Origin of the sequence: Parendozoicomonas sp. Alg238-R29, assembly GCF_947331445.1 — a bacterium.
In the GTDB taxonomy this organism is placed as follows: domain Bacteria; phylum Pseudomonadota; class Gammaproteobacteria; order Pseudomonadales; family Endozoicomonadaceae; genus Sansalvadorimonas.
Window position 1 is genome coordinate 1 of the sequence record NZ_CAMZOG010000112.1, and the last position, 11590, is coordinate 11590.

11 protein-coding genes, 1 tRNA gene and 1 pseudogene are annotated in these 11590 nt (G+C 48.8%); 8 read left to right on the forward strand and 5 right to left on the reverse strand.

Going from position 1 to position 11590, the window contains the following annotated elements; translation table 11 throughout:
• On the forward strand, window positions 1–2294 hold a 2294-nt coding region (locus QMA35_RS19575; RefSeq protein ID WP_281648835.1), incomplete at its 5' end, for a TRAP transporter permease.
• On the opposite strand, the gene QMA35_RS19580 is transcribed toward QMA35_RS19575, so the two are convergent.
• Window positions 2291–2734 (reverse strand): hypothetical protein, encoded by a 444-nt coding sequence (locus QMA35_RS19580; protein ID WP_281648836.1) that lies wholly within the window; start codon window positions 2732–2734, stop codon window positions 2291–2293. The genes QMA35_RS19575 and QMA35_RS19580 overlap by 4 nt on opposite strands.
• Window positions 2735–2997: 263 nt before the next feature.
• Here QMA35_RS19580 and QMA35_RS19585 point away from each other — a divergent pair, with 263 nt between their 5' ends.
• Together QMA35_RS19585 and QMA35_RS19590 are read left to right on the forward strand one after the other, a co-directional pair.
• The gene (locus QMA35_RS19585) at window positions 2998–3975 is read left to right on the forward strand and encodes an NADPH:quinone reductase (protein WP_281648837.1); all 978 of its coding nucleotides are present in this window, start codon (window positions 2998–3000) and stop codon (window positions 3973–3975) included.
• The gene (locus tag QMA35_RS19590; RefSeq protein ID WP_281648838.1) at window positions 3968–4348 is read left to right on the forward strand and encodes a SemiSWEET transporter; all 381 of its coding nucleotides are present in this window, start codon (window positions 3968–3970) and stop codon (window positions 4346–4348) included. The genes QMA35_RS19585 and QMA35_RS19590 overlap by 8 nt, the downstream gene beginning before the upstream one ends.
• Here the strand turns inward: QMA35_RS19590 and dinB are convergent.
• Window positions 4323–5435: a DNA polymerase IV gene (gene dinB / locus QMA35_RS19595; RefSeq protein ID WP_281648839.1), complete on the reverse strand. Its 1113-nt coding sequence runs from the start codon at window positions 5433–5435 to the stop codon at window positions 4323–4325. The two genes, QMA35_RS19590 and dinB, sit on opposite strands and share 26 nt — an antisense overlap.
• Before the next feature lie 108 nt (window positions 5436–5543).
• On the opposite strand from dinB, the gene QMA35_RS19600 reads away from it, so the two are divergent.
• The 3 genes from QMA35_RS19600 (at window position 5544) to QMA35_RS19610 (ending at window position 7451) form a co-directional block, all read left to right on the forward strand.
• Window positions 5544–6155, forward strand: coding sequence for a lysophospholipid acyltransferase family protein (locus tag QMA35_RS19600; protein ID WP_281648840.1), 612 nt, complete (start codon window positions 5544–5546; stop codon window positions 6153–6155).
• 53 nt (window positions 6156–6208) lie between these two features.
• A complete protein-coding gene (locus tag QMA35_RS19605; protein ID WP_281648841.1) occupies window positions 6209–6889 on the forward strand; it encodes a response regulator transcription factor in 681 nt (226 codons plus the stop codon).
• A 97-nt stretch (window positions 6890–6986) separates the two neighbouring features.
• Entirely contained in the window at window positions 6987–7451 is a 465-nt protein-coding gene (locus QMA35_RS19610; protein ID WP_281648842.1) for a hypothetical protein, read from the forward strand.
• Window positions 7452–7453: 2 nt separating this feature from the next.
• Here the strand turns inward: QMA35_RS19610 and QMA35_RS19615 are convergent, their stop codons facing one another.
• Window positions 7454–7882 (reverse strand): hypothetical protein, encoded by a 429-nt coding sequence (locus tag QMA35_RS19615; protein ID WP_281648843.1) that lies wholly within the window; start codon window positions 7880–7882, stop codon window positions 7454–7456.
• A gap of 345 nt (window positions 7883–8227) precedes the next feature.
• Here QMA35_RS19615 and QMA35_RS19620 point away from each other — a divergent pair.
• Window positions 8228–8660 (forward strand): annotated as a pseudogene (locus QMA35_RS19620) (AMP-binding protein); the annotation flags it as partial.
• Window positions 8661–9030: 370 nt separating this feature from the next.
• Complete coding sequence (locus QMA35_RS19625) at window positions 9031–9834, forward strand: PaaX family transcriptional regulator (protein ID WP_281648844.1); 804 nt, start codon at window positions 9031–9033, stop codon at window positions 9832–9834.
• 253 nt (window positions 9835–10087) lie between these two features.
• On the opposite strand, the gene QMA35_RS19630 is transcribed toward QMA35_RS19625, so the two are convergent.
• Both QMA35_RS19630 and QMA35_RS19635 read right to left on the reverse strand, forming a co-directional pair.
• Window positions 10088–11119, reverse strand: a complete 1032-nt coding sequence (locus tag QMA35_RS19630) for a fatty acid desaturase family protein (RefSeq protein WP_281648845.1) — start codon at window positions 11117–11119, stop codon at window positions 10088–10090.
• Window positions 11120–11402: 283 nt separating this feature from the next.
• A tRNA-Met gene (locus QMA35_RS19635) sits at window positions 11403–11479 on the reverse strand.
• Window positions 11480–11590 lie beyond the last annotated feature (111 nt).

Below are 11590 nucleotides of genomic sequence, written 5' to 3' on the forward strand. Positions count from 1 at the left end.
GGCACATTCCAATACACGACTGGGTACTAGCGCTGTTAGGCAGCTTTGCTGCCGCATATATTTATATTTTCTACAGTGCTCTTTCCGATCGCCCTGGTGCCCCCATCACAACCGACATTGTTTTTGCAGTCACAGGAATCCTTCTGCTTCTGGAAGCAACCCGTCGGGCTCTTGGGCCACCGTTGATGGTTGTTGCCGGTGTATTTCTTCTGTACACCTTTGCTGGCCCTTACATGCCTGATGTGATTGCCCACAAGGGGGCCAGCCTGAATAAAGCCATGTCTCACTTCTGGCTGACGACAGAAGGTGTTTTCGGTGTTGCGCTGGGTGTTTCTACAAACTTTGTATTCCTGTTTGTATTGTTTGGTGCCTTACTGGAACAGGCTGGTGCAGGTCAATATTTCATTCGCCTGTCTTTTTCTTTGCTCGGGCATTTGAAGGGTGGGCCTGCAAAAGCTGCGGTTGTGTCTTCCGGTCTGAGTGGTGTGATTTCCGGTTCCAGTATTGCCAACGTGGTAACAACGGGAACTTTCACCATTCCGTTGATGAAGCGTGTTGGATTCCCCGCAACCAAAGCTGGCGCTATTGAAGTGGCTGCTTCAACCAATGGGCAGCTGACACCTCCGATTATGGGAGCTGCCGCGTTCCTGATGGTGGAATATGTAGGTATCCCCTATATCGACGTTATCAAACATGCCATTCTGCCCGCCGCTATTTCCTATATTGCCCTTTTCTATATTGTGCACTTGGAAGCTGTGAAGGCTGGAATGCAGGGCATGCCACGAGAACGCAACCTAAGCCGGGCGGAATGGCTGCTGGTGTTTATGGGCGGCTTTCTGACGATGTGCCTTGTAGGTGCTCTGGTGTACTTTGGTATTGGCTGGATAAAAGATGTTGCCGGAGACGCATCACTCTGGGTTATCGGGCTGCTTGTCTCTGCAACATATATTCTTTTGTTGTGGCTGGCCGCCAAATTCCCTGACCGTCATGATGACCATGAACTTATGATCGCTCCCCGAATCCGTACAACGGCTTTAAGCGGTTTGCACTTCCTTCTGCCCGTTGTCGTATTGATCTGGTGTATTGGCAAAGAGCGCTTGTCCCCTGGACTCTCTGCTTTCTGGGCAACGATGTTTATGATCATCATTATTCTGACTCAACACCCTATCCTGCGTTTCTTCAGTGGTACGTCAGATCTCATGACGGGTGTGCGCCAGGGCATGACCGATCTGTTTAACGGCATGGTTTCCGGTTCCCGCAACATGATCGGCATCGGTGTTGCGACAGCAGCAGCCGGAATTGTTGTTGGTACTGTTACCCTCACCGGTATCGGCCAAGTGATGACCGAGTTTGTTGAGCTGGTGTCCGGTGGAAGCGTTCTGTTAATGCTGATATTTACAGCAATCATCAGCCTGATCCTGGGTATGGGGCTACCAACAACAGCCAACTATATTGTTGTTTCCAGTCTTATGGCTCCGGTTATTGTCAGCCTGGGTGCCTCTCACGGTTTGATTGTTCCGCTGATTGCTGTACATCTGTTCGTGTTCTATTTTGGCATACTGGCGGATGATACGCCGCCGGTTGGTTTGGCAGCCTACGCGGCGGCGGCGATTGCCAAAGGCAACCCGATACAGACCGGTATTCAGGGTTTTACCTACGATATCCGAACCGCCATTTTGCCATTCATGTTTATCTTCAACACCCAGTTACTGCTGATTGATATAGGTAGTGTCTGGGAACTGTTGCTGACTATATTCAGCGCTCTTGGTGCCATGCTTGTGTTCGCTGCCGCAACTCAGGGCTTCTGGCTAACCAAGACCAAATGGTATGAAACTATTGGTTTACTGCTGATCGCCTTTACCTTGTTCCGCCCAGGCTTCTGGTGGGATATGGCGTGGCCAGAATATGAGCAACATTCTGGCAGTGCTATTTCTCAGCAGGTGATGACTGTGGCTCCCGGTGAAGATATGCGTTTACGGGTAGCAGGTGAAGATTTCTCAGGTAAGTATCAGGAAAAGACCGTTCTTCTTGCCGTAGGTGAGGAAACAACTGGCGAAGACCGGCTGTTCAACATGGGACTGGAGCTGATCACCAACGACGATGGCAAGACCATTGTTGACAATATCGGCTTCGCCAGCCCCGCCGAGAAAGCCGGTATCGACTTCGACTGGGAAATTCTCAGCATTGAGACAATCAACGACCGACCACCGCGTCAGCTCATGTTTATCCCCGCGCTTCTGCTATTGCTTGGTATCGCACTGATGCAAAAGCGCAGGAAGAGCCAAACAGCTTAACGGTTCTCGGAAGCGATAATATCCAGACGACAGACAGTGGAGTCTCCCTCCACTGTCAGTCTGGGAGTAACAACAACCCCCTGACTTAACGCCCCTTTACCCACTTCAATACGGTGTTGATTCTGGTAATCCTTACAGGGGAATATTGAGCTGATCAGCGTAAGGTTCACAGCAATCCACTCCCCCATAACAACTGACTGAACCCCAATATCTCCGGAAAATACCCGTGTGCTAACACTGGATGTCATATCGACCGGCTTGTCATAAACAAGCATGAAGCCTTTCAGGCGAGCTTCCTGAGCTTCACTCATGTTGAGATAAATAGGCATGGTTTTCGGAGGGAGAGATCCATCCGCCCGAACCAGACTTCCCAGAAACATAAAACAGAGGACAAACCCACACAGGGCAAACATATATGGATGGCGCACTTCCCTTTCCATGGCAACTCCTCGACGTCATTCTGCCACTTTCTTTGCCATTGCCGGAGACTGCGCTACACCGGTCAAGTATTAATGACACCGCTCTCCAGAACGGTCTACTTCTAATGTAGACGGCATTTTCCTTACGTAAACCCCAGGCTTGCATCCAGAGTGAGCGATAGCAGGCAAACTGCTGATGACATTGAAAATATTGACTCATCCACCATTTGCTTCCGCTCTCTCCACAGGTATTCTCAACACCATCCGGGACAGGTACCAAAATCATGACAATGAAAACTATCCGTCAGCATGAGCACGGTGATATTGATCAGCTCAAACTGGAAGCCGTTGAGATTCCCACCCCGTCCGCCGGGCAGATTCTCGTAAAACTGCATGCGGCGGGAGTGAACCCTGTGGATACCTATATCCGTGCTGGCACTAACGGTTATACCGCCCAGATGCCCCATACGCCGGGAATTGATGGCGCAGGCACTATTGAAGCCCTCGGCGACACCGGCCATCATCACTTTCAGGTTGGTGACAGGGTTTACATCACTGGCAGCCTGACAGGTTCCAGTGCTGAATACACCCTCTGTGAAACAGCCCAGGTTTACCCACTACCGGACAATACCAGTTTTATCGAAGGAGCTTGTGTCGGCATTCCCTGCGCAACAGCTTGGCGGGCACTGTTTCAACGTGGGCAGGCTCAACCCGGAGAAACCCTGCTGGTTCATGGTGCCAGCGGTGGTGTTGGCCTGGCAGCCGTGCAACTGTCCGTGGCTGCAGGATTAACTGTGATAGGAACGGCCAGCACGGAAGCTGGTCGGCAACTTATTAAAGACCAGGGTGCCCAGCTTGTTTTGGATCATAACGATGACAACCATATTGAGGATCTGCTGGAGTGGACTCACGGTCGAGGAGTCAATATTGCTCTGGAAATGCTCGCCAATGTCAATCTTGGGCATGATCTCAGCGCCCTCAGTTCAGGCGGGCGGGTTGTAGTAGTTGGCAGCAAAGGAACTGTCACCATAAACCCGAGAGATTTGATGAAACGAGATGCTGATATCCGAGGAATGTCTCTGTTTAATACCAGTCCGGCCGAGATGAAAGCCGTTCATTCTGCCCTTTATGCCGGTCTGGCCAGTGGCAGCCTGAAACCTTCAATTGCCAGAACCTTTTCTCTGGTAGAACTGGGCGAAGCTCACACGACCGTTCTAAAGCCCGGGTCAACGGGCAATATTGTGATAACCATAAATGAATAAGCACATACTCACAGGCCTTCTCTTTTTATGCAGTGGAACTATTATCTGGCTGATCACGCCCTATATGATTTCCAGCATTGGTTTTCTGGCAGCCTGTTGCACCACATTCTCTTTTATCCCTCAGGTTCTGCATACCCTCAGAACCCGTGACACATCAGGCATTTCCCTGAAAATGTACTTGATGTTTGTTTTTGGGGTTATGTGCTGGCTGATCTATGGACTGCACATACAAGACACCCCTGTAGTGCTGGCCAATGCTGTCACGCTTATGCTGGCTGGAATCGTGTTAGCCTTGAAGCTTCAGGAAAAGAAGCCAGCTGCAGTAGAGAACGAAGTGGAAACAGAAGTTACCCAAAAAGATCGAGCTGCCTGATAGTCTCTTTAGGTTTAAGGTCATGGAGCCGAACACCGGCTCCCAATAGACGCACACTTTTTCGCCCTCTCCCCCAAGCCTTTTTCATCAGCCTTCTAAAGGCCTGCTCTTTGAAGGGCTCTTTATCACTCAGGGCACAGGGTTCTTCCATGGTGGTCTGAGTAAAATCCCCAAACTTTACTTTTACAAATCTCTTGGTAATAGCGTATTCATTGTGAATTTTTTCATAGCGTTCAGCCAGTTCAGCCAGCAGCTCAGAAACCTTATCTAACACTGCAAAATCATCGAGAAGATCTTCATCGTAGGTATGTTCTACAGACAGAGACTTACGACGATGACTGGTTACAACCGGGCGATTATCAATGCCTCTGGAGAGTTGGTACAACCGCTCACCAAACACACCAAAACGTTTGCAAAGTTCTGCCTGTTCCCAACTCCGAACATCAGCGCAGGTTTCAATGCCTAACTTAGCCAGTCGCTTAGAAGTTGCCTTACCCACACCAAATATTTTTTTTACCGGAAGCCCGGCAACAAACTCATCCACCCCAGCCGGGGTTATAACTTGTATGCCATCAGGTTTGTTCCAGTCGCTGGCAACCTTCGCCAGAAACTTATTGGGAGCCACTCCGGCAGAAACTGTTATACCAATATCGTCTTTCACCCGCCTGCGGATTTCCTGAGCCATCAGGGTGGCACTTCCACAACACATTCCGCCCTCGGTTACATCGAGAAAAGCTTCATCTAAAGAAAGAGGTTCAATCAGATCGGTATAGTCAGAAAAAATTTCATGGAGCTGACGGGATATCTGCCGGTAAAGATCAAAACGCGGTTTAAGAATGTTCAGCGTGGGGCAAAGACGAATAGCATACGCTGATGCCATTGCAGAATGCACACCGTAATCCCTCGCCTCATAATTACAGGTAGCAATCACACCTCGCCTCTCGGGCGATCCACCAACAGCTACGGGAGTTCCCTGCAGTCGGGGGTTTTCCCGTATTTCAACAGCCGCATAGAAGCAGTCACAATCCACATGAATAATTTTACGTTGTGGCTGGCTGCTGTTCTTTTGGCCAGATGAAGATAACACGTTAAAGATTTCCTGCACGGTTTTCTGATGACGATTCCATTCTACCGGTCTTCATGATCTCCCACATTTCCCGATTTTAAAACAGAGACCGGACGCTCCGGATTATTTATGCGCATTACTGTATTTGATACTCCTGTTGTCTGTCAGCTACTCAGCGTCCTTGCTTGGCTAGTTCTCAAACTGACTGGCTGGAAAGTTAAAAGACAGAAACCTGTAACCCGGCGTTTTGTGATGATTGGTGCTCCGCATACCAGCAACTGGGATTTTGTCATCTTCATGGGTGTTGCCCTGCAGATGCGCATGCCGATGTTCTGGCTGGGGAAAAGTTCTCTGTTCAAAGGCCCAATGGGGCCCATCATGCGCTACCTCGGTGGCATCCCTGTACACCGTGAGCGCAACAGTAATCTGGTGAACCAGGCCGCTGCTGCATTCTGCTGCCACAAGCGCTTTGTTTTGGCTCTGGCTCCTGAAGGTACCCGGTCCCATGTGACCAAATGGAAAACAGGGTTCTGGCACATTGCCCAGGAAGCAAAGGTTCCTGTAATTCCCGCCTATGTGGACTTTTCCCAAAAACTGGCCGGGATTGGTCCAGCCTATAAACTCACAGGGGATAAACAGCAGGATATCGCCAATCTGCAGGCGTTTTATGCCCCTTACAAAGGGAAAATCCCTCAGCAACAACCTACTCTGGTCGCAAATTTCAAGACCGGCACCCACTGAGAGCAGAAAAGGCTATAGTCGGAGGAGATTGCTTTTCAGGGAAGAGAAGTCCAATGGATACCAGAGTTATCATTGCTGAAGACCACCCCTTATTCCGGGCTGCTCTGCAGACGGCCGTGAACCAGGCTCTGCATTCTTCGCCAGACGTTACCGAAGCCGACACAATTGACTCCCTTCAGGATGCTCTGGAAAACAAGCAGAGCCCTGATCTGGTATTGCTCGATCTGAACATGCCAGGAGCTCATGGTTTTTCCGGCCTGCTTTATATCCGCGGCCAGTACCCCAAGGTGCCGGTGGTGGTGATTTCCGCCCAGGATGATGAAGTCGTCATCCGCAAAGCTCTTGGTTATGGCGCTGCCGGGTTCATCCCAAAATCTTCATCCATGTCGATGATCAAAGAAGCTATTCAAAACGTGATGAAGGGTGAGAACTGGATCCCTGACAACATCGATATGTCTAAAGATTTTGAGCTGGGAAAAAGCGATCTTGAAGAGAAGATTACTACCCTCACGCCTCAACAGTTCCGGGTTCTGGGCATGATTGGCGAAGGCATGCTGAACAAACAGATTGCCTGGGAACTCAATATTTCCGAAGCCACTATCAAAGCTCACGTAACAGCCATTTTTCGGAAGCTGGGTGTTCGCAATAGAACTCAGGCGGTTATCGCGCTGAAACAGCTTGAGCTTGATGAGCCCAATTCTAATGAATCTGGTTCAGAAGCCAGCCCCGAATAATTCTCACATTTCCTGAATATTGCGCTGCATGCTGCCCTTGCTGCGCAAAACCTCCGTGTTATGATCCTGAGCTACAGAATAAGTACAGGTTTCGGTAATGCCTTCTCGTCTCAGAATACACACCCTGTTTTTATCTTTACTTTTCTGTACCGGACAAGCATCTGCTATCTGGGAATACGAGACCTTCAAGAGTGGTTCACTGCAACACTTGGTAGCTGTTTCTGGCACTCAGAAAAACGGCAGGGAGCTGGAAGTTTTCTGCAGCTCCGAAGATTCCCGCCCGACCCTCGCGCTCTACCTTCCGAACCAGCGATACCGCATACGGGAACAGGTTGAAGTTAAGGTGAGAGTTGATCAGGAGCGCACCTGGACGCTCGTCGCCTCAAGGCACGCCATGGCCATTACTTCTTCGTACATTCCAAAGGAACTGATCACTGACTTTGCCTCTGGCAATAACGTCCAGGTAGTTTTTCCACTGTCTGAGAAAAAAACCGGCAGCGAAACCTTTCCTTTGAACCGGTCAGCCAAAGCCCTGGCTGGAATAGTTAGCAGCTGCAAATAAGATTACTGATAAGCCCGATACAGATAGAAGTTGCCGCAATTTCCAACCTGCCCCTCTATAGAATCGATTCCGGGAGGAAACATCCATACATCCCAAGCTTTCAGTGGCGCAGGAAAACCTGAGAATCGGGATGCACTGAACCATTCAAAATTGGTTTCAGGGTTGAACTGAAGCTTGCCAGAAAATGGATCAAAGTTAATGTATCCACCATAGAAGCCATCCTGAGGTGGATATCCACGTATGGTTCGAATTCTTAACACATAACGGGCATCATCATAGATGTTGACATCCAAGTTCATTCGTCTGTGCCCGCAGCCAGTGAAATATCCTGTCCAGTGAGTCTCTCTCATCCATTGGGGAACATCTTTCATTCCCGCCTCTGCCACTCCTGAAAACACCAGGATTAACATCATTACTTTTACAGCACGCATACCCACCACCGTGTCAATAAACTGGATAAAAATAGCAGAGAAACTCCGTTAAAAAGGCGAGATATGTAGTATTTTTATGTGCAGGCGTTTTTTATTAAAGCGCGGAAACTATCTGAAACACGACCGGTCAAAAGCTTCTTATTAGCTGGTAACAACTTCCAGGCTCTCACTTCTGAAAGTGCACTCACAGCAATAAACCTCGGTACTGCTGGCTATACTCCCTGAAACCAGTCCTAGTGGGTGATGATATGGCCAGAGTACCCTACCTATCCGGCTGAGCCGGAAACGGCCTGTCAGGCCTGGGTTGATGATGCCCGTTACCGGGAAATGTATCAGCAATCCGTGGTGAATCCGGAAGTTCCTCTATTTATCCTTTACACCTCGGGTTCAACCGGAAACCCAAAGGGGTTTTGCACACCGCGGGTGGTTATTTGGTTTATGCCGCGATGACTCATCAATATGTTTTTGACTACAAAGATGGTGACGTTTATTGGTGCAATGCAGATGTGGGCTGGGTTACCGGGCATTCCTATGTGGTGTACGCCCCACTGGCTAATGGCGCAACGGGTGTAATACATGAGGGCTTGCCTAGCTATCCGGGAGTAAACCGGGTTCAGCCACTCGCCCACTCTTTGGCGTTCTGCCTGCTATCGTCGACAAACTCGGATATATTCAGGAAGGTGCCTGCTCCGGTAATCTTGTAATAATCGATAGTCGGCCCGGTCAGGCCCGCACTATTTATGGCGATCACGAACGGTTTGTTCAAACCTGCTTCTCGCACCCAGAGCTCCAGATAAACCTTGGACAACATACGAATCAGCGTCTGAGCACTTTCATCTTCTTCAAGGAGTTCGAAATCATCATCTCGCCCACTCAAATACTACAGGAACAACTTATCTCCAGGCGAGGATGGCACTACTTTACGCAAGTGAAGGGAAACAACATCATCAAATACTGAAAAAGCATCCTTCTACCTATCGCGGGCAAAATACCGGGAAACCGTTAAAAGTTTTTCAAGCACTTGCTGCTTCCTTGCATACTTATCTATCGGAAAAGTATAAAAGTTGTAAACCTGATGATGTGCCTGAATTGAGAACCACTCACGTATCCAATAAAATGCCCCTGCAGATAACCCGGACGAACTCCCCTTGGCGATCAAACCCAAAACCCTCATCCTGAACCTGTTGATGGAAGCCGTAGAGCCGGTTTCTTCTCAGGTAATCATTCAAGTAAGCCGGTTATTTGAGGTCACCGAGAACAGTACGCGAGTTACACTGGCTCGCCTTCTGGCAGACAAAATGCTGGAAACCCCTTCCCGAGGACATTATCAGTTAGGGCCTGCCGCCCGTAACCTTGCCGACGACCTATCTCACTGGCGGGATATGGAAGAGAAAGTCTGCCCTTGGGATGGCCGATGGATTGGCGTTTTTGTTGCCCACCTTGGAAGAGGGAACCGCTCCGCCTTTCGCCAGCGCATGCGGATTCTACATCTTGCTGGCTTTGCTGAACTGGCGCAGGGCTTACTGGTTCGCCCTAACAACCTTGCAGGCGGAACGAAAACGTTGCGAAAGCGCCTTGAGAAACTGGGGCTAGAGCCGGAAGCCAAACTAATGGTACTCACTGACCTCGATAAAGAAACCAACCAAAGAGTCATGTCTCTGTGGGATTGCGAGCATCTTTCCAGTCATTATCTGGAAGCCTGCAATATTATGGAAGATTGGATGAGCCGGGCAAACGATATGGATGCCCAGACAGCAGCAAAAGAATCCTACCTTATAGGTGATGAAAGCCTGCGTTGCATTGCTTTCGATCCACTGCTGCCAGAAGAGATGGTTGATGTAGCAGCAAGATGCCACTACGTTCAAACCATGGTTCGCTTTGATCAACTGGGAAAGTCTATCTGGAAGAAGCTTTACAAGAACTACAAAACTGCCGTGGGCGTTCTCAATTAAGCATACGACTCAGTGACCCTAAAAACCGGGAATAAAACCTCAACAAACCCTAAGCACAAGCCATAGCTTTTGTGACGCCCGCCTGTTTGATTGCAGCAATCGTCCACTCCGGAGGAATAGGTTACTTGAATTTTTCTATTTTGTTCCAGCGCCACAACGATGCGAACATATCATGATTAGCAAAACTCAGGCTGGGGTGCTGCATCCACCCATCAATAATAACTTCTGACATGACCTCCTCCCCTTTTATCCCTTATGCGGCACGGGAAGAAACCAGCTTCAAAACATCCCAATATCCTGATGGTTCCGGTACGGCCTTTTTTTCCTGCAAAAGTTTATGCAACCGTGGCAGTTGCCAGTAAGGAACAGAAACCAGTGCATGGTGTTCTATATGATGATTAACGTGGTAAGGCGCAACCAGTGCTCTAGCAATCCAGCCGGCCCGGGTTGAACGAGTATTTTTCAACATATCCGAAACCTGCTCAGTCATGGCATGTTCTGCCATTGAGCGAACACGCATAAACAGCGGATAAGGAATCAGGTAGGCCACGATCCAGGCCAAATAAAGTTCTGGGTGACCAAGAGTTGCGACTAAAGTGAACAGAATCAGATTACACAACAAAGTCGGCCAGATTTCCTGAGCAAACTGAGCAAGGTAGTCAACGGGCTTCTTGCCATCCTTCGGTAAACGCTCAACATCCGCTGCAACTGTCCACTTCAACACTCCAGCATGCATTAAAAACAACCCGTAAGTATTTTTGATTCCGGTAATACAAAGAAGATCCCGGGTAAACTTTCGAATTATGGATTTTCGGGTTGTAGGAAAATTTCGAATCAAAGAGTAATCAATGTCTTCTTGAGAACCGGTTTTGGTATGATGTTGTGCGTGATGTTTACGGTACTTCTCGAGATGAAGCATGATCGGATAACCACACAACCAGCTGGTTACTGAATCATTCAAACGGGAATTTTCAAATAATGAGCGGTGAGAGGCTTCGTGCATCAGGATGGCCAGCCCCAACTGCCGCCCGCCAATAAGAGCTAACGCTGCCATACTCACAGGAATGGCTAACCATAAAGTCTGCCCTTGTGCCCAAACGATTGCACCCATTGCTGCAAAAATCACTGCCCAACAAGAGAGAACCGCTCTCCAGCCCATGTAGTCAGAGCGAATCTGTAAACTGTCAACGGTTTCTTTACCCAGAAGTTCGGTCAGCTGCTTGCGGGCATTTTGCCTTTGCAGCCCCTCTTCGAACGGATTTTGAGGATCTTTATTGTTATTCATATTCAGTCATCCCATTCAATCGCCACGAACATTACACTTATAGCGCGAACACAACAACACTGTAATATGAAGATTTTATAAAGATACACCATCATTTATCCAAATGGAGCGAATGCTATTCGCTCTGTAACCATTTCAAATGCAGGTGGTAAGTTCTTGTCGATTTAATAGCTGGCCATATCAACTAAAAAAATGAAGACATTGGGAAAATAAATTCATGCCAAAAACAGGAAAACCCGCAATTAAGCAGGATATAAAAGAAAAAGATTAAAAATAAGAAAGTTGGTAGCGGGGGCCAGATTTGAACTGACGACCTTCGGGTTATGAGCCCGACGAGCTACCAGACTGCTCCACCCCGCACCAATAAAACACACACAGCAAACTCAAATGAGAGTTGGTAGCGGGGGCCAGATTTGAACTGACGACCTTCGGGTTATGAGCCCGACGAGCTACCAGACTGCTCCACCCCGC

Coding starts and splice junctions, on each gene's coding strand:
- QMA35_RS19580 (WP_281648836.1), bottom strand. CDS start 2,734: ATGGAAAGGGAAGTGCGCCATCCATATATGTTTGCCCTGTGTGGGTTT.
- QMA35_RS19585 (WP_281648837.1), top strand. CDS start 2,998: ATGACAATGAAAACTATCCGTCAGCATGAGCACGGTGATATTGATCAG.
- QMA35_RS19590 (WP_281648838.1), top strand. CDS start 3,968: ATGAATAAGCACATACTCACAGGCCTTCTCTTTTTATGCAGTGGAACT.
- QMA35_RS19600 (WP_281648840.1), top strand. CDS start 5,544: ATGCGCATTACTGTATTTGATACTCCTGTTGTCTGTCAGCTACTCAGC.
- QMA35_RS19605 (WP_281648841.1), top strand. CDS start 6,209: ATGGATACCAGAGTTATCATTGCTGAAGACCACCCCTTATTCCGGGCT.
- QMA35_RS19610 (WP_281648842.1), top strand. CDS start 6,987: ATGCCTTCTCGTCTCAGAATACACACCCTGTTTTTATCTTTACTTTTC.
- QMA35_RS19615 (WP_281648843.1), bottom strand. CDS start 7,882: ATGCGTGCTGTAAAAGTAATGATGTTAATCCTGGTGTTTTCAGGAGTG.
- QMA35_RS19630 (WP_281648845.1), bottom strand. CDS start 11,119: ATGAATAACAATAAAGATCCTCAAAATCCGTTCGAAGAGGGGCTGCAA.